The sequence below is a fragment of the Pseudomonas sp. A-R-19 genome, from assembly GCF_019956575.1.
Lineage (GTDB): Bacteria > Pseudomonadota > Gammaproteobacteria > Pseudomonadales > Pseudomonadaceae > Aquipseudomonas.
The window spans coordinates 25,457-46,924 of the sequence record NZ_JAHBDR010000060.1 but is presented as its reverse complement, the minus strand read 5'-3'; the positions used below and the strand labels follow the sequence as shown (position 1 = coordinate 46,924).

19 protein-coding genes are annotated in these 21,468 nt (G+C 56.9%); 11 read left to right on the top strand and 8 right to left on the bottom strand.

Going from position 1 to position 21,468, the window contains the following annotated elements:
- Positions 1 to 27: 27 nt before the first annotated feature.
- From KGA88_RS16585 to KGA88_RS16560, 6 genes are all read right to left on the bottom strand, one after another.
- Positions 28 to 864, bottom strand: a complete 837-nt coding sequence (locus KGA88_RS16585) for an aldolase/citrate lyase family protein (protein WP_223592759.1) — start codon at positions 862 to 864, stop codon at positions 28 to 30.
- A gap of 12 nt (positions 865 to 876) precedes the next feature.
- A complete protein-coding gene (hpaH, locus tag KGA88_RS16580; RefSeq protein WP_223592752.1) occupies positions 877 to 1,680 on the bottom strand; it encodes a 2-oxo-hept-4-ene-1,7-dioate hydratase in 804 nt (267 codons plus the stop codon).
- Positions 1,681 to 1,727: 47 nt separating this feature from the next.
- Positions 1,728 to 2,591, bottom strand: a complete 864-nt coding sequence (locus tag KGA88_RS16575; RefSeq protein WP_223592749.1) for an alpha/beta fold hydrolase — start codon at positions 2,589 to 2,591, stop codon at positions 1,728 to 1,730.
- Entirely contained in the window at positions 2,588 to 3,163 is a 576-nt protein-coding gene (locus KGA88_RS16570; RefSeq protein WP_223592746.1) for a VOC family protein, read from the bottom strand. Before KGA88_RS16570 ends, KGA88_RS16575 begins: the two co-directional genes overlap by 4 nt.
- A 68-nt stretch (positions 3,164 to 3,231) precedes the next feature.
- Positions 3,232 to 4,092 carry an alpha/beta fold hydrolase gene (locus tag KGA88_RS16565; protein ID WP_223592731.1) on the bottom strand — a complete coding sequence of 287 codons (861 nt, stop codon included), beginning with the start codon at positions 4,090 to 4,092 and terminating at the stop codon, positions 3,232 to 3,234.
- A gap of 160 nt (positions 4,093 to 4,252) precedes the next feature.
- Positions 4,253 to 5,083, bottom strand: a complete 831-nt coding sequence (locus tag KGA88_RS16560; RefSeq protein WP_223592729.1) for a DNA-binding transcriptional regulator — start codon at positions 5,081 to 5,083, stop codon at positions 4,253 to 4,255.
- A 250-nt stretch (positions 5,084 to 5,333) separates the two neighbouring features.
- Here KGA88_RS16560 and KGA88_RS16555 point away from each other — a divergent pair, with 250 nt between their 5' ends.
- From KGA88_RS16555 to gabD, 7 genes are all read left to right on the top strand, one after another.
- Positions 5,334 to 7,007, top strand: a complete 1,674-nt coding sequence (locus KGA88_RS16555; RefSeq protein WP_223592727.1) for a bifunctional 3-(3-hydroxy-phenyl)propionate/3-hydroxycinnamic acid hydroxylase — start codon at positions 5,334 to 5,336, stop codon at positions 7,005 to 7,007.
- A 1-nt stretch (position 7,008) separates the two neighbouring features.
- Entirely contained in the window at positions 7,009 to 7,950 is a 942-nt protein-coding gene (locus KGA88_RS16550; protein WP_223592725.1) for a 3-carboxyethylcatechol 2,3-dioxygenase, read from the top strand.
- 39 nt (positions 7,951 to 7,989) lie between these two features.
- Entirely contained in the window at positions 7,990 to 8,847 is an 858-nt protein-coding gene (locus KGA88_RS16545; RefSeq protein ID WP_223592721.1) for an alpha/beta fold hydrolase, read from the top strand.
- Between the two features lie 50 nt (positions 8,848 to 8,897).
- Positions 8,898 to 9,692 (top strand): 2-keto-4-pentenoate hydratase, encoded by a 795-nt coding sequence (gene mhpD, locus KGA88_RS16540; RefSeq protein WP_223592719.1) that lies wholly within the window; start codon positions 8,898 to 8,900, stop codon positions 9,690 to 9,692.
- 31 nt (positions 9,693 to 9,723) lie between these two features.
- Entirely contained in the window at positions 9,724 to 10,659 is a 936-nt protein-coding gene (locus KGA88_RS16535; protein WP_223592717.1) for an acetaldehyde dehydrogenase (acetylating), read from the top strand.
- Between the two features lie 10 nt (positions 10,660 to 10,669).
- Entirely contained in the window at positions 10,670 to 11,692 is a 1,023-nt protein-coding gene (gene dmpG / locus KGA88_RS16530; RefSeq protein ID WP_223592708.1) for a 4-hydroxy-2-oxovalerate aldolase, read from the top strand.
- Between the two features lie 229 nt (positions 11,693 to 11,921).
- The gene (gabD, locus tag KGA88_RS16525) at positions 11,922 to 13,370 is read left to right on the top strand and encodes an NADP-dependent succinate-semialdehyde dehydrogenase (RefSeq protein ID WP_223593063.1); all 1,449 of its coding nucleotides are present in this window, start codon (positions 11,922 to 11,924) and stop codon (positions 13,368 to 13,370) included.
- A gap of 57 nt (positions 13,371 to 13,427) precedes the next feature.
- Here the strand turns inward: gabD and KGA88_RS16520 are convergent, their stop codons facing one another.
- Positions 13,428 to 14,840 carry an MFS transporter gene (locus KGA88_RS16520; protein WP_223592706.1) on the bottom strand — a complete coding sequence of 471 codons (1,413 nt, stop codon included), beginning with the start codon at positions 14,838 to 14,840 and terminating at the stop codon, positions 13,428 to 13,430.
- A gap of 264 nt (positions 14,841 to 15,104) precedes the next feature.
- Between KGA88_RS16520 and KGA88_RS16515 the strand changes: the two genes are divergently transcribed.
- Positions 15,105 to 16,475: an MmgE/PrpD family protein gene (locus tag KGA88_RS16515; RefSeq protein WP_223592704.1), complete on the top strand. Its 1,371-nt coding sequence runs from the start codon at positions 15,105 to 15,107 to the stop codon at positions 16,473 to 16,475.
- A gap of 112 nt (positions 16,476 to 16,587) precedes the next feature.
- Here KGA88_RS16515 and KGA88_RS16510 read toward each other — a convergent pair whose 3' ends face one another.
- On the bottom strand, positions 16,588 to 17,142 hold the full coding sequence (locus KGA88_RS16510) for a VOC family protein (protein WP_223592702.1): 555 nt from the start codon (positions 17,140 to 17,142) through the stop codon (positions 16,588 to 16,590).
- Between the two features lie 226 nt (positions 17,143 to 17,368).
- On the opposite strand from KGA88_RS16510, the gene KGA88_RS16505 reads away from it, so the two are divergent.
- From KGA88_RS16505 to gcvA, 3 genes are all read left to right on the top strand, one after another.
- Positions 17,369 to 19,024, top strand: a complete 1,656-nt coding sequence (locus KGA88_RS16505; RefSeq protein WP_223592700.1) for an OprD family outer membrane porin — start codon at positions 17,369 to 17,371, stop codon at positions 19,022 to 19,024.
- Between the two features lie 70 nt (positions 19,025 to 19,094).
- On the top strand, positions 19,095 to 20,450 hold the full coding sequence (locus KGA88_RS16500) for an MFS transporter (RefSeq protein WP_223592698.1): 1,356 nt from the start codon (positions 19,095 to 19,097) through the stop codon (positions 20,448 to 20,450).
- An 88-nt stretch (positions 20,451 to 20,538) separates the two neighbouring features.
- Entirely contained in the window at positions 20,539 to 21,465 is a 927-nt protein-coding gene (gcvA, locus tag KGA88_RS16495; protein ID WP_223592695.1) for a transcriptional regulator GcvA, read from the top strand.
- Positions 21,466 to 21,468 lie beyond the last annotated feature (3 nt).

The window sequence follows — 21,468 nt, the reverse complement described above, 5'->3', positions numbered from 1 at the left end:
GTGGCCTGCGTTTAGCGCCGCGGCGTCTTAATAACCGGAACTGGATACCGGTGTTGTTGGCGCGGCATCTTTGAACTTCGCCAGCAAACCTTTGGCGGCGGCGTTGAGCAGCGAGGTATCGACGCCCACGGCAACAAACTGCGCGCCAAGCTTAAGGTAGTGTTTGGCAAGTTCTTCATTGGCGCAGAGGATACCCACGGCCTTACCTGCCTTACGGATACGTCCGATAGCCTCGTCGATAACCGCACAGACCTGTGGGTGTGACGTTTGGCCAACGAAACCCATGGATGCCGACAGATCCGCCGGACCGATAAACACCCCGTCCACCCCTGGAGTAGCCGCGATCGCATCAAGGTTGGCGATGGCCTCGCAGGTCTCCACCTGTACCAGCAGACAGACCTGCTCGTTGGCCTCGCTGACATAGTTGCTAAAGCGGTGCCAGCGCGAAGATCGGGAAATTCCGCTGCCCATCCCACGAATGCCTTCTGGTGGATAGCGCATAAAGCTCACGGCGTCAGCAGCCTGTTCGGCCGTATCGATCATCGGCAGCAGTAGGGTCTGCGCGCCAATATCCAGGTACTGCTTGACCAAGGTGGCATCGGCCACCGGCAGACGTACGACCGGATGGCTATCAACGCTACCAGGAACCGCATGCACCGCGCTGGCAATGCCCTGCATCTGAGCCAACGACGTGCGTAGGTCATTGGGCACATGCTCATTGTCGATCAGCAGCCAGTCATAACCAACACCACCCAGCAGTTCGGCTGCATACGCATCGGCCAGACCGACCCACAACCCGATTTGCGGTTTGCCGTCGCGCAGGGCTTGCTTGAACGCATTATGTAACCGTGGCACTAGGCTCATGCTTCACCTGACTTAAACAAAGCGGAAGGAAATGCTGCCCAGCGGACCGTAGTCAGCGTGGATGTGGTCACCCGCAACGCAGCCAACCGGACGGGTAAAGGAACCTGCCAACACCACCTGCCCTGCTTCGAGGCTCTCGCCGTAAGCTGCGATTTTGTTGGCCAACCATGCCACCCCGGTCGCGGGGTGGTTCAGTACGGCCGCTGACACACCGGATTCTTCGATCACGGCGTTTTTGTACAACAGTGCGCTGACCCAGCGCAGATCGACGGCATCGGGTTTGACCGGGCGACCTCCGAGGACGATGCCTGCGTTAGCCGCGTTGTCGGAGATGGTGTCAAACACCTTGCGCGGTGCTTTGGTGTGGCGATCGAACTGTTCGATACGCGAGTCGATGATTTCCAGCGCCGGAACCACATAGTCAGTGGCAGCCAGCACGTCGAACATGGTCAGATTCGGACCTTTCAGCGGCTTGGCCAGGATAAAGGCGAGCTCCACTTCAACCCGCGGGGCAATAAAACGCGAAACGGGAATGTCGCTGCCTTGGGAGAAGAACATGTCATCCAGCAGAGTGCCAAAATCCGGTTCGCTGATCTGGCTACTGATCTGCATGGCACGCGAGGTCAGACCGATTTTGTGGCCTTTGATCACGCGGCCTTCAGCCAACTTGAGTTTGACCCACTCACGGGAGATGGCATAACCGTCTTCGACGGTCATCTCCGGGAAACGCTTGGAGAAGTGTTCGATTTGCACGCGGCTTTGCTCGGCACGGTGCAGCTCGGTGGCCAGTTCGATAATCAGTGCTGAATTCAACATGGTTCTTATCCTTATTACGCCCCGCAAAACGGTGGGGCGGGAAATAGTCAGGCTGTTAAAAATGGGATTGCAGCGCTATGGAAGGCTTCAGGCTGCTCAAAGTGCGCCCAAATACGGCATTCCGGGATTTCTACCAGCGAGGCGTTCGGCGCGATCTCGGCGATCTTTCGCGCATTGTCGACAAACATGTGCTTGATGCTTACCGCGGCGATAACCAGTATCGGGGTTTGCAGGGCGCGCCACTGGTCGTGGCTCAAGAACTGTTCCGGTTGCGCCGACGACATCATGTTGGCCATGCGGGTTTTCAGATTGTCGCCCTGGTAGCACTCCAGGCGCGCGCTGACCATGTCCGGCATCAGACTCTTTGCTGGATTGAAGTACAGTGCCGAAACGATCTTCTCGACGTTGTCCCAGGTCAGGCTTTCGGTAGCAGCACCACGGCGCTCTTTCACCCCGGAGATAAACTGGCCGACTTCGGCCTCATTCACCACAATTGCGCCCGGCGACACCATCACCACCTTCTCGACCCGTTCCGGGAAGTGATAAGCCATATGAATGGCAATCGCCGATCCCAGGGCCACCCCGATGAAACTGGCACGCTCGATCTGCATGGCATCCATAAAATCGCGTACGTGATGGCGGTACACGCTGGGGGTATACGGATAATCCGGTGCTTCGCTGAGACCATTGCCCATCATGTCCAAGGCGATCACTCGGAAGTGCTCAGCCAACGGCGCTATGTTGGCGCAGAAATATTCCAGGCTGCCGGTAGCTCCGTGCAACAGGATGAGTGCCGGGGCGTCTGGCTTGCCAGCTTCCAGATAACGCGTACTGACACCATCGACGTCGATCCATGCCAAGCGATGCGGTGTGCGGAACAGGTGTTTCCAGATGCTTTGGTAATCCGTCATTTTTTATTCTCATTCACCATCGGCACACTTCGCGCATTCAAACTCGCCAGCATTTCACTGGACCACTCGGAACGTAGTCGTGTACCCGGCGTTTCCTGGATAAGGGCCTGGGTTTTGGCAAAAAGGATCGCGGGCTCATCGGTCAATAAATCCAGCGACCACCAGGTCGGCTGGCTAACATGCCAAGGCGTTGGGCAATAGAGTTCCAGCCGGTTGCCTTCTGGATCAGCAACATAAAAGCTCCATGCGTTGCCATGATCCTTCTGTTCAATAATCGTCACGTCAGCGGCGTGCATTTCCCGCGCAAGCAAGAGCAACTGCTCCAGGCTGTCGATGCGGAACGACACCTGGTTAAAGGCCGACAACGCTGTATTTCGACCACTGATGAGCGCGATCTGATGGTGCTCATCGGCATCTATTGTCAGGTAAACCACCTGAGCACCGGATGAAGCGATTCCGTGGTCGGAGATCAACATGCCGAACCAACGTTGATAAAAAGGCACCATCAGGTCTAGTCGGTAACAGTAGATACCCACATGAGTCAGGCGGGGCCGTGTATTCCATTGGCTCACTGGGTGTGTCCTAAATCAGGTAAATAAATGCCACGCTGGCACAACTCGGGCAAGCAAACGACGCCTGATCAGGCCAGCAAGAATTCAATACTGATCTTATTGAACGCCTCAGGCTGTTCGAATTGTGCCCAGTGATCACAGCCCTGCATTTCCACCAAAGTGACGTTAGGTGCGGTCTCTGCAATAGCGTATGCATTGCGCAGGAACATATTCGGCGCTTCGACTGCGGCGATGCTCAGAATGGGCAATTGCAGAGCGCGCCACTGTTCAATGGACAGATCCTGGCCACCGAGGCAGAAGGCCAGCAGATGAGGCATGGCGGCCTGCATACGGGGGTCTTGGTAGATGTCCAGACGAATACCGATCAGGTCGTCGATCAAGTCGTCCGGCTTGAGCATCAACCCACCCATGGCGGCACGCACGGTCTCCCACGTTGGACTGCTGGCGGCCACGCTGCGGCGCTTACGTACGCCTTCAGCCACACGGCGCTCTTCTTCGGCATCAACAATTATCCCGGCCGGAGCGACCATGACGAGTTTCTCAATGAGCTCCGGATATGTTTGTGCAACGGCTGCACCCACCCAAGACCCCAACGACACCCCCACAATGGAGGCACGGCCGATGCCTTTGGCCTGCATAAAACCTTCTACATGTGCGGCGTAGTGTTCGATCAGGTAATCATGGTCAGGCTTGTCAGTGGCCCCGCAGCCCAACATATCAATACCAAACACATGGAAATGCTCGGCATAGGCTTGATAGTTGGCGCAAAAATTTTCCAGGCTGCCGGCAGTGCCATGCAGCAGAATCAATACCGGAGCACCTGCCTTACCTGCTTCCATATAACGAGTGCCGACCCCATTGACATCAACCCAATCCAGACGATGAGGGGTTCGAAACAGATATTTCCAAACGCTTTTATAATTATTCATTCTGCACCTTGATAGGAGCGGGCTAACCATTTTCTTGGAGTGGAAACGGCCTCGTTAGATCGAGACAAGTACCACTGAAAACAGGCTTCAACAGTAGCCAATCGCGGTTTGCAGAAGCAACGGAAAACGACAATGTCGTGCACTAAGTGCACACAGGGTCTTAGGGAGCCAAGATCAAAGCCGACGGGTCACCCGCCTCAAACTGCCTCCAGCGCGTTTCGATCTGGTCAACGGTTTCACGCATCATGGGTAAATAGCGCTTTGCTGCCTCCTGAATAGGCATGGCTTTGGCGATATAGACCAGACCGAGACAGCCCAAGAGATGTTCCTGGTTGTGAATGGGCAGAGCGATAGCCGCAATACGGTTTTCTAAGCGCCAGTGCGCATAGTTTTCCCCATAACCCGCCTTTCGCGTGTGCTCTACCAACCGGTTGATATAGCTGCGGTCTCTGGCCAACGCGCCCTCCTCATCGTCGCGCGCGGCCAAGAGTTTCAGAATATTTTCGCGTTCTTCATCCAGACAAAAGGCCAGATAAGCCCGCCCCACGGAGGTATGAAGCATTGGCAGCCGACGCCCGACCATCGCACTGTGAAACGACAGTCGACTAAATTTATGAGTGGTTTCGCGTATCAGCATGGCGTCACCGTCCAGGGTGCATAAGTCAGTAGGCCAGAGCACCTTCTGCAAAAGATTACCCAGCAGCGGCGCCGCCAACGCCGAGATCCACTGCTCATCACGAAAACCTTCGCTCAGCTCACGCACCCTCAATGTCAGCTGGTAAAGACTACTGTCTGAGCTGTTGCGCTGTATGTAGCCCTCTTGTTGAAGGGTTTCCAGCAATCGGCGCACAGTCGTGCGGTGCAAACCACTCTGCTGTGACAGTTGATTAATGCTCAATTCACCGCCGCTGTGGCTCAGCGTATTGATTAACGCCAGTCCACGGATAAGCCCGCGTACCGCCTTGTATTCCGTTTCTTTTTCTTGGGTCATGGAATTTACGGCCTCATGCTGATGTGCACTTAGTGCACACGGAATAGCTTTCCCATTGCTGGCAGTTTTTTCTTATTCCTATACTCGATCACACAAAAAAACAACGGCAATCATTAGTTGACGCGGTGTTTTATTTAAAGCGCGCAGCACATGCAGCTATGGGTTAACACCTGAATCAGGTGCAAGGAGTGCACAAGCTTGCTACCTAAAATTCCGGCTGAGCTTAACTTCACGATGGCGGAGACCACAAATGACAACAACCCCCAACGAAACTACCGCTCACGCGCAAACCATCGACTACCAAGCCGATGTCGTTGTGATAGGGGCTGGCCCCGTTGGCTTGGCTATCAGCAATTACCTTGGTCAAATGGGTGTTGAAGTCCTGGTGATCGAAAAGCTCGACAGCTTGATCGACTACCCGCGCGCCATTGGTATCGACGACGAGTCGTTGCGTACCATCCAGGCGTTCGGCCTGGTCGATCAGGTGCTGCCGCACACTACGCCTTGGCACGCGATGCGCTTCCTGACCCCTAAAGGCCGTTGCTTCGCCGACATACAACCGATGACAGAGGAGTTCGGCTGGTCGCGCCGCAACGCCTTCATTCAGCCGCAAGTAGACGGCGTCATGTTCAAAGGCCTGCAGCGCTTTGCCAACGTGCGCACACTGTTCTCCCGCGACCTGATCGATTTCAGCCAAACCGGTGATGGCGTCAGCCTGCGCATGAAAAAAGCCGACGGTAGCGAAGAAACCGTGCGGGCCGGTTACATGGTCGCTTGCGACGGCGGTAACAGCTACGTACGCCGCACCCTTAACATCAGCTTTGACGGTAAAACGGCGCCGAATCAGTGGATTGTCGTCGACATTGCCAACGACCCTCTGAGCACGCCCCATATCTACCTGTGCTGCGACCCAGTGCGTCCTTATGTCTCCGCCGCCCTGCCTCATGGTGTGCGCCGTTTCGAATTCATGGTCATGCCCGGCGAAACGGAAGCTGAGCTGAGCAAACCGGAGAACATGCGCAAGCTGTTGGCCAAGGTGCTGCCCAACCCCGATCGCATAGAACTGATCCGCAGCCGCGTCTATACCCACAACGCACGCCTGGCCGGTCAATTCCGTCAGGGGCGGGTGCTGCTGGCTGGCGATGCCGCGCACATCATGCCGGTATGGCAAGGCCAGGGTTACAACAGCGGGATGCGGGATGCCAGCAACCTGGCCTGGAAGCTCGCGTTGGTCGTTAAAGGACTGGCAGGGCCAAGCTTGTTGGACACCTATGAAGTGGAACGGCGTGATCACGCAAAAGCGATGATCGATCTTTCTGTACTCGCCGGGCACGTCCTGGCGCCACCCAAGCGCTGGCAGGGCACCTTGCGTGACGGCGTGTCGTGGCTGCTCAATTATTTGCCGCCGGTTAAGCGCTACTTCCTGGAAATGCGTTTCAAGCCGATGCCCAAATACACCAAAGGTGTGGTGGTCAGTGACGAGATCAAAAACTCGCCAGTGGGCCGTATGTTTATTCAGCCGCAAGTTGAACTCGAAGACGGCCGCAAGGTGCTGCTTGATGAAGTGATTGGCGCGAACTTCGCAGTGCTTTCTTGGGGCAGCAATCCGAAGTGGGGACTGACGCAAGAGCAAATCGCGGCCTACGAGCAACTGGGTACCCGTTTTATCCAGGTTCTGCCTGCCGTCCAACTGAAAGCACAGCGCCCTCGGGTGGAAGGGGTGATCAGTGTCGGCGACTTCAACAACAGTCTGAAAACATGGTTCGCACAGTACCCCGCCTCGGTGGTGGTGCTACGTCCTGATCGTTTCATCGCCAGCCTCTGTATCCCGCAGACATTGGGCAAGGCCAGCACGCTAGTACTGAGCAAGTTAAGCGCCACCCCGGTGGCCGTTAAGAGCCCAGCACAAAGCGAGGTGGCCTGACATGACTGTGCTGCTGGAGTGTTTGTCGCACACCCCGCTGGTCGGTCATGTCGACCCGAACCAGGATGTGCTGGATGAGGTCGACGTGGTAGTGAAGGCTGCGCGTGAACGTATCGCCACCTTCGATCCAGAGCTGGTCATTCTGTTCTCGCCCGATCATTACAATGGCTTTTTCTATGACGTGATGCCGTCGTTTTGCATTGGTATGGGTGCCCACGCCATCGGCGATTTCGGCACCCTGGCCGGCAATCTCAACGTACCCCAATTGCTGGCCGAGGACTGCGCCAGCTTTGTGCTCGAGTCCGGGGTTGATGCCGCGGTGTCTTACGATATGCAGCTCGACCACGGCGCGGCACAACCGCTGGAGTTTTTCTTTGGTGCGCTAAATAAATGCCCGGTGATCCCGGTGTTTATCAACTCGGTCGCCGTTCCGCTACCGAGCTTCCAGCGCGCACGCCTACTCGGCCAGGTGATTGGCCAGTGGGCGAGAACTCTGAACCAACGCGTATTGATCATCGGTTCGGGCGGGCTGTCGCATCAACCTCCGGTGCCTGAGTTGGCCACCGCCAATGCCCATATGGCGGATCGCCTGAAGGGCAGCGGCCGCGTCCTTCCGGAGGATGAACGTGAAGCGCGCACCCAGCGGGTGATTCAAGCGGCACGGCGTTTTGTTGAAGATCAGAACTCGCTGCACCCGCTCAACCCCGAGTGGGATCAGCAGTTCCTTGACACGTTGAGCCGCGGCGAACTGGCCGAGCTCGATAGTGTGAGTAACGCTTACCTCTCGGCCCGGGCCGGCAAGTCCACGCACGAAGTCAAAACCTGGGTCGCCGCGTTTTCCGCCCTTCAAGCCTTTGGCCCTTACGAGGCCAGCAACCGTTATTACCGCGAAATCCCGGAGTGGATCGCCGGCTTTGGCGCCCTGAGCGCCCGCCTGCGTTAGGACCCACCGGTTTACGCATCCCATTTAGAGGACACTTTGATGAGCCGCTTCAACGAAGAAAACACCAGCCATTTCGTTAACATTGAAGACGCAGGCCGCACGCTAAACATTCATTACAACGATATCGGCGACGGTAAAAACGTGGTGGTCATGCTGCACGGCTCTGGCCCCGGCGCCACCGGCTGGGCCAATTTCAACCGCAACATCGATCCACTGATCGACGCCGGTTTTCGCGTATTGCTGATCAACTGCCCGGGCTGGGGCAAGACCGACACGGTCGTCTGCGCCGAGTCGCGCTCCGAGCTCAACGGCCGCGTGGTCAAGGCCGTGATCGACCAACTGGGCGTCAACAAGATCTCCCTGCTCGGCAACTCCATGGGTGGCCACAGCGCCGTGGCCTTTGCCCTGGCCAACCCGGACAACGTCGACAAGCTGGTCCTGATGGGCGGCGGCACCGGCGGCGTGAGCTCGTTCGTGCCGATGCCGACCGAAGGCATCAAGCTGATCGGCGCGCTGTACCGCGAACCGACGCTGGAAAACCTCAAGCGCATGATGAACGTGTTCGTCTACGACGCCAGCGACCTGACCGAAGACCTGATGCAAGCGCGCCTGACCAACCTACTGGCTCGCCCGGACCATCTGGAAAGCTTCGTCAAGAGCCTCCAGGCGCATCCCAAGCAGTTCCCCGACCAGAGCGCGCGCCTGGATGAAATCAACGCCGAAACCCTGATCGTTTGGGGCCGTAACGACCGCTTTGTACCGGTCGATACAGGCTATCGCTTGAACGCCGGCATCCTCAATTCGCAACTGCACGTGTTCAACAAATGTGGTCACTGGGCGCAGTGGGAGCACGCCGAGAAGTTCAACCGCCTGGTGCTCGACTTCCTGACCCACTAATCCATAAGTTGTCGGCCTGACAGGCTTCTCGTCAGGCATCCGAGGTGAACATGAGCGTATCGAAAAAAAACATAGAATCACTCGCCGCGGCCCTTCGCAGCGCCGAAGCCAGCGGCTTGGGCATTGCTCCGCTGCGTGAAGAGATTGGTATTGAGTCGGCGGATGCCGCTTACGCCATTCAACGCTTGAACGTGGCCGTGGCACAAGCCGAGGGACGCCGCATCGTCGGCCGAAAGATTGGCCTGACCAACAAGAAAGTCCAGGCCCAACTGGGTGTGGATCAGCCGGACTTCGGCACCCTGTTTGCCGACATGTGCTACGGCGACGGCGATACCGTGCCCATAGGCCGCGTGATGCAGCCCAAGATCGAAGCGGAAATTGCTTTGGTTTTGAATAACGACTTGCCGTTTAGCGACACCACCTTCCTTGACGTACTGGCCGCCACCGGCTGGGTGCTGCCGTCGTTGGAAATTGTCGGTTCGCGCGTTAAAGACTGGAACATCCGCTTCGTCGACACCGTGGCTGACAACGCCTCCAGCGGCTGCTTTGTGCTCGGTGGCCCGGCGCGGCGACTCGAAGGAATCGACCTGCGCAATGCACGCATGAGCATGACCCGTAATGGCGAAGTGGTTTCTGAAGGCACCGGTGCCGAATGTCTGGGCCACCCGTTGAACGCTGCCTCCTGGTTGGCCTCGACCATGGCACGCCTGGGCACGCCACTGAAGGCCGGCGACGTGATTCTGACCGGCGCCCTGGGCCCGATGGTACCGGTCGCGGCGGGCGATCATTTTGAAGCCGTGATCAGCGGGATTGGCCAAGTCGCCGTGCAGTTCAGCGCTGAGTAATCAGCACCACGCGAGAATAGAGAACAACACCATGAAAAAACTCAAAGTCGCGATCATCGGCCCGGGCAACATCGGTACCGATCTCATGATCAAAGTGATGCGCAACGCCAAATATCTGGAAATGGGTGCCATGGTCGGTATCGACCCCAATTCCGACGGTCTGGCCCGAGCTCAGCGCCTGGGCGTGGCAACCACTGCTGAAGGCGTACAAGGGCTGATCAACTTACCCGAATTTGCTGACATCGACTTCGTCTTCGATGCCACCAGCGCTGGCGCACACGTGCAAAACGACGCCTTGCTGCGTGCCGCCAAGCCGGGTATCCGCTTGATCGACCTGACGCCTGCAGCCATCGGCCCCTATTGCGTGCCAGTGGTTAACCTGGAACAGAACCTGAATCAGTTGAACGTCAACATGGTCACCTGCGGTGGCCAGGCAACCATCCCGATGGTCGCTGCGGTATCCCGCGTGGCCAAGGTTCACTACGCCGAAATCATCGCCTCGATCGCCTCCAAATCGGCGGGCCCTGGCACGCGTGCCAACATCGACGAATTCACCGAAACCACCTCCCAGGCGATTGAAGCCGTGGGTGGCGCCGCCAAGGGCAAGGCGATCATCGTCATGAACCCGGCCGAACCGCCGCTGATGATGCGCGACACTGTGTTCGTGCTGTCTGAAGCCGCCGATCAGGCGAAGGTTGAAGCCAGCATCGAAGAAATGGCCGCCGCGGTTAAGGCTTACGTGCCGGGCTATCGCCTCAAGCAAAAGGTGCAGTTTGACGTCATCCCTGAAGACGCGCCGCTGAACATTCCGGGCCTCGGCAAGTTCTCGGGCTTGAAAACCTCGATCTTTCTGGAAGTTGAAGGCGCCGCCCACTACCTGCCTGCTTACGCGGGCAACCTGGACATCATGACCTCTGCCGCGCTGGCTACCGCCGAGCGTATGGCTATCTCGATGATCAACGGCTGAGAACACGACCATGATTTTTGATCCAAGCAAAAAAATCTACATTTCCGACGTCACCTTGCGCGACGGGAGCCATGCAGTTCGCCACCAGTATTCGATCCAGAACGTGCAGGACATCGCCCGCGCCCTCGACCAGGCCAACGTGGACTCCATTGAAGTCACTCACGGTGATGGTCTGCAAGGTTCAAGCTTCAACTACGGCTTTGGCGCCCACACCGATCTGGAATGGATCGAAGCGGCGGCCGATGTGATTGAAAATGCCAAGATCACCGTATTGCTGCTGCCCGGTATCGGAACGGTTCATGACCTCAAGGCCGCTTACGACGCTGGCGCTCGCTCCGTGCGCGTGGCCACCCACTGCACCGAAGCCGACGTGTCCAGACAGCACATCGAATACGCGCGCTCGCTGGGCATGGACACCGTCGGTTTCCTGATGATGAGTCATATGATCCCGGCGGAACAGCTGGCCGCCCAAGGCAAGTTGATGGAAAGCTACGGTGCCGAGTGCATCTACATGGCCGACTCCGGTGGCGCTATGAGCATGAACGACATCCGTGACCGCATGCGGGCCTTCAAGGCCATGCTGAACGCTGAAACACAGACCGGCATGCACGCCCACCACAACTTGAGCCTGGGCGTGGCCAACTCCATTGTCGCGGTCGAGGAAGGCTGTGACCGTGTCGATGCCAGCCTGGCCGGTATGGGTGCAGGTGCTGGCAACGCGCCCCTGGAAGTATTCATCGCTGCCGCCGAGCGCATGGGCTGGAACCACGGCACCGACCTGTACTGCCTGATGGATGCTGCCGACGATCTGGTACGTCCGCTGCAAGACCGCCCGGTAAGGGTTGACCGTGAAACCCTCGGTCTCGGTTATGCAGGCGTGTACTCCAGCTTCTTGCGTCACGCCGAAATGGCAGCGGCCAAGTACGGCCTCAAGACCCTGGATATCCTGGTTGAACTGGGACGCCGCCGCATGGTGGGTGGCCAGGAAGACATGATCGTCGACGTGGCGCTGGATCTGCTCAAACAACGCTAATCCCCCTGGCTGGCTTACTCCGTAGCGGGCCAGCTGCAAAAGGGCCAGGTCTTCAGTGCCGGGGCAAGTTGGCTTTGGCGCCAGGAAATATCATCGCCTCGCAGGAGATTTTTTCCTGGTCCCTCGGCGCAGCCACCCTTCTACTGATTAACCCTTCGCCCCCCCCGTTACGTCGAGCCTGTCACTACTTTTTCTATCTGCAGGGATACCTGCGCGCTGGAGTCTGATGATGCAATTGATAGACCCTTCACTGTTCCGCCAGCAAGCCTATATCGACGGCGCATGGGCTGATGCCGACAACGACCAGACCCTCAAAGTCAATAACCCGGCGACCGGTGAGATACTTGGTAGCGTGCCGAAAATGGGCCGTGCCGAAACCGCTCGCGCCATTGAAGCGGCCAACCGCGCCCTGCCGTCCTGGCGTGCCCTGACCGCCAAAGAGCGTGGTGCCAAATTGCGCCGCTGGTACGAGCTGATGCTAGAACATAAAGACGATCTGGGCCGTCTGATGACGCTGGAGCAAGGCAAGCCGCTGCATGAGTCAGTGGGCGAAGTGGTGTATGCAGCCTCCTTCTTCGAGTGGTTCGCCGAAGAAGCCAAGCGCGTCTACGGCGACACCATTCCAGGGCACCAGGTCGATAAGCGTCTGCTAGTTATCAAACAGCCTATCGGCGTGACAGCGGCCATAACGCCGTGGAACTTCCCTTGCGCGATGATCACCCGCAAAGCCGGTCCAGCGCTGGCCGCCGGTTGCACCATGGTGCTCAAACCTGCCTCGCAAACCCCCTACTCGGCTCTGGCACTGGCCGAATTGGCTGAACGGGCTGGCCTCCCCGCAGGCGTGTTCAACGTGGTCACCGGCAGCGCTGGCGAAGTCGGCGGTGAACTGACCGGCAACCCGATCGTGCGCAAGCTCAGCTTTACCGGCTCCACCGAAATCGGCCGCCAGCTGATGGCTGAGTGCGCCAAGGATATTAAAAAGGTGTCGCTTGAACTGGGCGGCAACGCACCCTTTATCGTGTTCGACGACGCCAATCTGGACGCTGCCGTTGAGGGCGCGCTGATCAGCAAATTCCGCAACAACGGCCAGACCTGCGTCTGCGCCAACCGCTTGTATGTGCAGGACGGCGTATACGAACTTTTCGTAACCAAGCTAGCCGAGGCGGTGGCCAAACTGCAGATCGGTAACGGCCTGCACAGCGGCACCAGCACCGGCCCGCTGATCGACGCAAAGGCCGTGGCTAAAGTGCAAGAGCACATTGATGACGCAGTCGCCAAGGGTGCGCGTGTGTTACTGGGTGGTAAACCTCACGCCCTGGGTGGGAGCTTCTTCGAGCCGACCATCCTGGTCGACGTACCGCACCACGCCTTGGTGTCCAAGGATGAAACCTTCGGCCCACTGGCCCCGGTATTCCGCTTCAAGGACGAAGCTGAAGTCATCGAACGCGCCAACGACACCGAGTTCGGCCTGGCTTCGTACTTCTACTCCCGTGACATCAGCCGCGTGTTCCGGCTGGGTGAAGCCCTGGAGTACGGCATGGTCGGTGTCAACACGGGCCTGATCTCAAACGAAGTCGCTCCGTTCGGCGGCATCAAAGCGTCGGGTCTGGGCCGTGAAGGCTCCAAGTACGGCATCGAGGATTACCTGGAAATCAAATACATGTGCCTTTCGATATAAGTGCAAAGTAAAAACCCGCACTGGTTGCGGGTTTTTTGATTCTCGCTGTTTGAACGCTTAACGCGCTAATGAAGGTTGCAAGTCTGCTTGTTGGGATTTGGCTTCGGCTGCGGCCGCTTCATCATACTCCCGGGCTACCTTGTCCATTTCCGGCCTCAGGTAGCGCAGGGAGAAACCCAACACGCCAATGGCAAGCACTACGCCTGTTGCCGAGACACAGATCAAGGAGTAACCCAGCAGAGCCGGATCCTTGAATACGTACTGGGTAAGGGCGGCCACCAGCGGTGGTGACAGGGTCGGTGCGACAGTGCCGACTACCAGGATAAACATGCCCATGACCCGACCACGCAAATGCGTCGGAGACATCAATTGGATGGTGGCGGACACATAGAATACCGAGTTAAGCAAAATGATATCGAGCACCGCATACGCCAGCACGAACACCTTAAAGTCATCGGTGGTAAAGGCGATTCCAATGGCCGGTAGCGCCAGTATCAGAATGAAGCTATAGAAGCGGATGTGCGCATCTTTGTAGCCACGCTTCATCATCCAGTCGATGAACAGCCCCTTGAGGATCATGGTCAAGGCGCCCACCGCATAAACAATGCTCAAAGCCGACGCATAGTCCTTGGGGCTCAGGCCGAAGTGTCGGGTGATGTAAGTCGGCACCCAGGACAATGACGCCAAGGCGGCCATGGTGGTGCAGGAAAAACCTAAGAGCAGCAGCGCATAAAGCAGCTTGCGCTGGGTGACGTAGTCTTTAAAGCTAACCTGGCCCAGGTGCACCACTGCCCTTTGGGTGCGAATCGACACATCGCTGGCACCACGGCGCAGCGGTTCGGAGAAACTGAACACCAGCAGCGCCAACAGCACACCCGGGGCGCCGAGCAAGATCAGCGCCGAACGCCACGGGCTCATCTCACCGATCAACGGAAAGCTCATGCTGCCCACACTGGCGGTATAGGCAATCACCCAGCCACCCACGCCGAAGGCAAAGGCATTACCCAACTTGGGCCCCATGCCAAAAACCGACATGGCGGTAGTCATGCGGTGACGCGGCACACGGTCGGCAATCATTGAATACGCCGCCGGCATTAGCGATGCTTCGGCAGCGCCCACAGAGACGCGGCTGACAAACAACATACCAAAGGTTTTCGATAAGCCGGCGCTGACGGTCGCCAACGACCAGATGACAAAGCCACCAAACAATACTTTTCGCCGCGAGAAACGATCACAGGCCCATCCCAAGGGGTAAGCAAACAAACCATGGGCCACGGCAAAGGCCGGACCAATGATCAGACTTATTTGCATATCACTTAAGCCCATCTCTTGCTGGATAGGTACCACCAACATGTTCAATACCAATCGATCGAGAATCGACATGACATAGAACATCAGCAGGACCAGTACCATCCACCATGGCTCAATATGGTCCCACAGGCTCAGGAACGACCTGTTATCCGTTTTCATAGCTCACCATTCTTATATTTGTAATGTCCCGCCCCCGTGATCATCGTCACAGGGGACACAGTAGCGGCCGTCCTTCGAGGGATAGCGAACAGATCATAAGCATGAGTTTTTATCATCGAACATCGAAAAATGGCATTGCGTGCACTCTATGCACGAGATCCCACATCAAGGTTGTCAGTACTTTGCCGACGCCGATAGAGTCGTTTCAAACAGCCTATACAGGCTCATAACTACAACAACGACCATTGCTCAAGGCGACCTCGCATGCTTATTAATCAGTTGGCACGGCACATTCTGGACACCCGCTACGACGACCTCGACAGCGAGACCATCGAAGCGGCGAAACTCAGACTGATCGACGCGCTCGGCTGCTCGGTGGCAGGCTACCGCGCCCCCAGCAATAACGCCTTTATCAACCTTTACCGCAGCTGGGGTGGCGCGCCTCAGGCCACCGTGCTGGGCTATGGTGACAAGCTGCCGCTACCGCAAGCCGCGCTGATCAACTGCCTGACCGGGCGCTCGTTTGATTTCGAGGTTTGCGGCCCGGCACCAGAAGGCATCAACCAGGGCAAGATGGTCGGCCACGTGTGCAGCACCACGGACCCGACAGCGCTGTCCGTGGCCGAATTTCTCGGGGCCAGTGGCAAGGAATTAATCGTAGCCGTGATCCTGGGCGGAGATATTGGCGCACGCCTGGCGGTGTCTGAGGAGTTCAATTTTGACAAGTGCTTTGAGGTCTGTGGCACCGCCAACGCCTTCGGCGCCCTAGCCGTGGTGGCGCGCCTGATGAAGCTGAATGAAGCACAAATCGTCAACGCCTACGGCATCCTGCTGCACATGATGTCCGGCTCTTACCAGTCACTCTGGGACGGCGCCGATAGCTTCAAGTTACCGGGCGCACTGGCCGCCTATAACGCGGTTGTCGCGGCCCTGCTCTCGCAAGGTGGCTTTGGCGGGGTCAAAGATGCGCTGCAAAGCCCGATGGGTTATTACAACCTGTTCTCCGTCAAGGCTTTCCCCGAGTGCCTGGTCGCCGACCTGGGCAAAACCTTCTACGCCAAGGGCATGCACAAGCTGCACCCGTCTTGCTACGGCAACCACAACCCGATCGAGTGCGCGCTGGATATCGTCCGCGCTCATGAGTTTGCCGCCGAGGATATCGAGCAGATCACCATGGACGTGCCGCCCCATCGTCTGGTGCACTTCCTCAACCAGACCATGAAAGAGCAAGACACCCAAGCGCGTTCACTGTTCAGCATTCCTTATGCAGTGACCAACGTGATGCTCAACAAGTCAGTGGAAATCGAGCACTACACTCATGAGCATGTGTACAACCCGGTGGTCATGGCCCTGACCGAAAAGGTCAAGATGCTCCCCGCCACCGACCTGACCAATCACTTGACCCGTCTGGTCGTGCACCTCAAGGACGGCCGCGTGCTGCGTGCAGAACGTAACCAGTTACCGCTGGGCTGGATAGAAAACCCGGTGGGCAAGGCACAGATCATCGACAAGTACTGGCGCAACCTCAACTTCGCCAAGAGCGTGCCCCAGGAAAAAGCGCAACGCGCCCTGAACGCCCTCCTCAACTTGGAAACACTGGACGACGTGACGCAGATCACCCAGAACCTGCACTGAATAGCTCCGCTCGCCACAACGCGAGCGACCCGAGCTGGCCTGCTCCGTCCCATAAAAAAACCCACGCCTGAACAGGTCGTGGGTTTTTTTGATGCCTTGGCAGTGAATGTAATCAGAAAGCTTCGAGGTTCGCTTTGACCCCAGCGCTGATACGCGCCTGCCACTCTTCACGTGAACAGAAACCTGGCAGCGACTTGGCCTTGTCTTCAGTACGGGCAAACACCGCTTCGACCGACTCGGTCACCAGATCCATCTCCCACCAGGTCGGCTGTTGCACGTACCATGGCGAAGGGGCATAGCACTCGACGCGGTTACCTTCCGGATCAGAAACGTAGACGCTCCAGGTGTTGCCGTGGTCTTTTTGCTGGAGAATCGGAACACCGGCCTTGTGGAATTCCACGGCCATGGTTTTTAGCTCTTCGAGGCTGTCGTAGACAAAAGATATTTGCTGCATGGCCGGATGACCTTCACGGCGCAGGTTGGCAAAAGCGATTTGGTGATGCTCGTCCGGGCTGCCAGTCATGAACACCACGCGAGCGTTATCTGACTTACCCGAACCGGTATCAGAGACAACAAACCCGAACCAACGGGTGTAAAACTTGCCCAGTTCATCTGGATCAAATGCAGGGACGCCAATGTGGCGAAAACGGCCTTGTGGAAGCGGCATTGTGATTATCTCCAATAAGGTCATGCAAGGTTAAGGAACACCACCAACGGACTGTTAGTGGCAGAAGAAATTACAGCGGCCCCCCATCACACCCGTCCTCTGCGGACAAAGATGAAGCACCCAAAACTCGCTCGGCAAAACGCGCGCGACGGCATGCGTTTGACCCTCACAAAGGCAAGGTCCTCCCTCTGATCTACACCCAGGTATCACGCCGAAAGACTCTCGCTTGAAAAGCCTCGAATTCTTGGCCAATAGATTTATCAGTAGTGCCCGTTTCTGGCACGCGCCACTCATCATCTTGTGCACCAAGTGCACCGACTTGCAGCTTTGCGTTGCGCTGTCCGATGGCGATTTTGATACTGGATATCCGAGCAACTCGCAAACAAGACGAGAAGCCGAACAAGGCATGGGAAAGAACATCTGTGCCCATCGCCGAGCTAACAAAAATAAGAGAAAAACTATGCCAGTATCTTCGCCTGCCGCTTGCAAAGTGGCTCTGAACACGTCCATTGGTCTTATGCTTTTGACTGCGCACGGTGTGCAAACGGTTCAAGCTCAAGGCTTCATCGAAGACGCACAGGCAAACTTGCGGTTACGCAACCTCTACTACGACAATGATTTTCGCTCAGGGCATGGTGCGGGAGGATCGCGCATGACCGAGTGGGGACAGGGTTTCATGCTCAATGCCCAGTCGGGCTTCACTGAGGGCACGGTTGGCTTCGGTACCGACTTACTGGCTTTCGAGGGTCTGAAACTCGACTCCGGAGGCAAGGCCGGTGATATCAACTCTTCACGCCAGCCTGCCCTGCTGTTCCCGCGGGAAAGCGATGAAAGCTCGGTGGATGATTTTTCCTGGGCGTACCTGAGCCCGAAAATACGTTACTCGAAAACCGAAGTTCGCTACGGAGCACACTTGCCCCGTATGCCAATTCTACAGGCATCAACCGGCAGCATCGCTCCGCAGTTGTTCGAAGGCACCGTGATTACCTCCAATGAGATAGAAGGCCTGAGCCTGCAGGCGGGGATGTTCGACCGCTCCAAGGGCCGAGCCTCCAGCGATGGCATTCGAATGACCATTGATGGCTCCAGTGCTGCCCGGGGTAAATTCGGTAACGCTTACAATCGTGCGGTATACGGTTCCAACCTTCCTGGCACGCCTCAGGACAGCAATCACTTCTGGTTCTTCGGCAGTGAGTACGCACTGAACAAAAACATTACTCTGCGCTACTACTACGGCCAATTGGACAATTTCTACGAACAGCACATGATCGGGGCGCTAACCAAGCACCGAATCGGCAATGGAGTGTTCACGACTGACCTGCGCCACTACAACAGCTCTGGCAATGGCAAGAACAGCAGCTTTGCCGGGCAAAAAGAGGGCTATCTTGCAAGCGGCTACTACGGCAACGGCGTCACCGTGGGCGAAGTCGACAATCGCTTAACCAGTGCCCTGCTCAGCTACCAGATTCAGGCCCACACCTTTGGACTGGGTTACCAGCATACTGAAGGCCAGAGCGATTTCGTGTGGCCGAATCAGGGTGACGGCAGCATCGCACCTATTACTAGTGACATTCAGGTCAATAAATTCGCCCGGGCCGGCGAACGTACCTGGCAAGCGCGCTACGGATATGACTTTGTCGCAGCGGGACTACCGGGGCTGAACCTTAACCTCATCTATTTGAAGGGCTCCAACGCCCGTACAGTCCAGGGCCCAAAAACGGAACAAGTGAAGATCGTTTCCGTTAACTACACCATACAAAGCGGCCCGTTCAAGGACGTCTCCATCCGTTTCGACAAGGGAATACTCAACAGCAATGTTCCAGGGGTTCGCGACATGACCGAGACACGTCTGACCACTGAGTACACCATTAAATTTTTCTGATTGTTATCGACACATCCCATATGCCACGCCACCAGCGTGGCCATAACACTAAAAATAGTGGAGGCAGCAAATGCTCAGCAAATCCAGGCCATTAGGCCAAACCAGCCTGTGGTCCCGAATAGAACCCTGGTGGATGGTCGGTGTACTGCTGATGTTTTATGTGCTCTCCATTTTGGACCGGTTAGTGATCAACATGCTGGTCATTCCGATTCAGCAGGAGTTGAGTCTGAGTGATTTCCAAATCAGCTTGCTGTTGGGCCCCGCATTCGCAATCTGCTTCGGCATCTGTGGCTACCCGCTAGGCTGGGCCACCGATCGCTTCTCGCGGCGTGGCGTAGTGTTTGGTGGCATCATTTTCTGGTCCGTCGCCACCGTCCTCACCGGCTTGTCCAAAGGGTTCCCAATGCTGTTTGCTGCTCGTATGGGCGTCGGTGCCGGAGAGGCGAGCCTCCAGCCGGCTGCGTACTCGCTGATCGCCGATAAATTCCCCAAAGAGCGTATGACCACAGCCTTGTCGATCTTTGGCATGGGGCCAAAAGTCGGTACGGCATTCGCCTTTGGCGTCGGCGGCTGGGTGATTTCCTATGCAGCGGCACACGGCGGCATGACCCTACCGCTGATCGGTGAAGTCACCGCTTGGCGCCTGGCGATGATCATGATTGGCCTGCCAGGTCTACTCCTGGCCCTTCTGGCTTTCACCTTCAAAGAACCTGCGCGCAAGAATCACGTCAAGCCTGCGGCAACCGACGCCAACGTCTTCGCGTACATGGGCCAGAACAAACCGCTATTCACGACCTTGCTGGTAGGCTTTGCTTTTGCGGCCGTTGCAGCCGCAAGCCTGATCAGTTGGGTACCGACCTACATCACACGCGAGTTTGGTTGGTCACCCAAGGAGTACGCCCCGATCATGGGTGTAATCAACATCATCAGTGCCTCGAGCATCCTGTGCAAAGGCGTGATCATCGACTGGCTGTACAAGCGCGGCGTCGCCGATGCTCACGTGCGTTTCTACACATGGTTGCTGGCAACGTCCGCCCCTCTGGCGATCATCGCGTTCAGCATGAAGGACCCCTACTGGTTCATGGGCCTGTACGCCATTGTGGACGTGGTACTGGTGTCCTTCTTGCTGTACATCGCCGCGACTCTTCAACTGATGATGCCTAACCGTATGCGCGGCCAGACCACCGCGATTTTTATGTTTGTAACCGCAACCATCGCGGCCGGTATCGCTCCAACCATCGTCGCCTCGTTGACTGACTTCGTCTTTGCCGACAAACAAGCATTGGGCAAGTCACTGATGTTGGTCACCTCAGTGGCCAGCGTGATTGCATTTATTACCCTGCGCATCTCTTTGCGTTATCTACGCCCGGTTCTGGAAGGCCGCGCTCGTGAGCAAGAAGCACAGATGGAAGTGCAGCCGACTTAAGCGTAAATCGCTTTTAAACAGGCCCACCCGATTTCCCTCGGGTGGGCTTTTTGCTTTTCCTACCCTGGCAGGCTGGGTACTATGATTTATGGAACGATTACCCTCCCTCAATGCTGTACGTAGTTTCGTTGCTGCCGCTCGCCTGCAAAGTTTCACCGCTGCAGCACTGGAACTGCACGTGACTCAAGGTGCGGTCAGCCGCATGGTGCAAGCTCTTGAGCAAGAGCTTGGCTTACAGCTATTCAACCGTAATGGCCGCTTTATCACCCTGACGCAGGCAGGCCAGGGTTACTACAAAGAGGTGAGTCATGCGCTTGAACTCATCGCTACGGCCACCCGCAAGATCCAACAGGCAGAGCGTGCGCAGGCACTGCAACTGGTGGTGAACTCAGCGTTCGCGATCCGCTGGCTGATGCCTCGTTTGCCAGCCTTCCAGCGCAAACATCCAAACATTGACGTGCATATACTAAGCAGCGAAGCCGAATCGGGTGCCCATGCCGAAACATCGCAACTCACCATTCGTTATGGCAAAGGTAACTGGCCGGGCATAAGCGCAGAAGCACTGCCAGTTGGCACGCTGATGGGAGTGGTGTGCTCCCCTGAACTCAAGGCAGTTAAAACACTCAATAGCCCCGCCGATCTTCTCGGCCGCCCGTTGCTGACCCATACCGCCAGTGCTGATACCAGCTTCTGGGCAGAGTACTTTACGCATTATGGTCTGGCGCAGCCCGATCTGGCGCTGGCTCCACGATTTCACCAATTGCTATTGCTGGCGGAAGCGGCCATGGGTGGGATGGGATTTGCACTGGTCCCGCTGTTTCTCTTCCAGGCCGAACTGAACTCAGGACGCTTGGTGCAGGCCATCAACCAGACGTTCACCTCAGCGCGCGGCTATTACGTCACTCATGCCACAGGTGCGGCACACGACTATAAAGTTCGTGTATTCAAGCAATGGTTAATGCGCGAAGCTGAAGACTGTCATCAACAAACTGAAGCCATCTGGAAAACAGTCTAAGTA

Excerpts from the sequence above, each read along its gene's own strand:
- KGA88_RS16585 (WP_223592759.1), bottom strand. The coding sequence starts at position 864 with ATGAGCCTAGTGCCACGGTTACATAATGCGTTCAAGCAAGCCCTGCGC.
- hpaH (WP_223592752.1), bottom strand. The coding sequence starts at position 1,680 with ATGTTGAATTCAGCACTGATTATCGAACTGGCCACCGAGCTGCACCGT.
- KGA88_RS16575 (WP_223592749.1), bottom strand. The coding sequence starts at position 2,591 with ATGACGGATTACCAAAGCATCTGGAAACACCTGTTCCGCACACCGCAT.
- KGA88_RS16565 (WP_223592731.1), bottom strand. The coding sequence starts at position 4,092 with ATGAATAATTATAAAAGCGTTTGGAAATATCTGTTTCGAACCCCTCAT.
- KGA88_RS16560 (WP_223592729.1), bottom strand. The coding sequence starts at position 5,083 with ATGACCCAAGAAAAAGAAACGGAATACAAGGCGGTACGCGGGCTTATC.
- KGA88_RS16555 (WP_223592727.1), top strand. The coding sequence starts at position 5,334 with ATGACAACAACCCCCAACGAAACTACCGCTCACGCGCAAACCATCGAC.
- KGA88_RS16550 (WP_223592725.1), top strand. The coding sequence starts at position 7,009 with ATGACTGTGCTGCTGGAGTGTTTGTCGCACACCCCGCTGGTCGGTCAT.
- KGA88_RS16545 (WP_223592721.1), top strand. The coding sequence starts at position 7,990 with ATGAGCCGCTTCAACGAAGAAAACACCAGCCATTTCGTTAACATTGAA.
- mhpD (WP_223592719.1), top strand. The coding sequence starts at position 8,898 with ATGAGCGTATCGAAAAAAAACATAGAATCACTCGCCGCGGCCCTTCGC.
- KGA88_RS16535 (WP_223592717.1), top strand. The coding sequence starts at position 9,724 with ATGAAAAAACTCAAAGTCGCGATCATCGGCCCGGGCAACATCGGTACC.
- dmpG (WP_223592708.1), top strand. The coding sequence starts at position 10,670 with ATGATTTTTGATCCAAGCAAAAAAATCTACATTTCCGACGTCACCTTG.
- gabD (WP_223593063.1), top strand. The coding sequence starts at position 11,922 with ATGCAATTGATAGACCCTTCACTGTTCCGCCAGCAAGCCTATATCGAC.
- KGA88_RS16520 (WP_223592706.1), bottom strand. The coding sequence starts at position 14,840 with ATGAAAACGGATAACAGGTCGTTCCTGAGCCTGTGGGACCATATTGAG.
- KGA88_RS16515 (WP_223592704.1), top strand. The coding sequence starts at position 15,105 with ATGCTTATTAATCAGTTGGCACGGCACATTCTGGACACCCGCTACGAC.
- KGA88_RS16510 (WP_223592702.1), bottom strand. The coding sequence starts at position 17,142 with ATGCCGCTTCCACAAGGCCGTTTTCGCCACATTGGCGTCCCTGCATTT.
- KGA88_RS16500 (WP_223592698.1), top strand. The coding sequence starts at position 19,095 with ATGCTCAGCAAATCCAGGCCATTAGGCCAAACCAGCCTGTGGTCCCGA.
- gcvA (WP_223592695.1), top strand. The coding sequence starts at position 20,539 with ATGGAACGATTACCCTCCCTCAATGCTGTACGTAGTTTCGTTGCTGCC.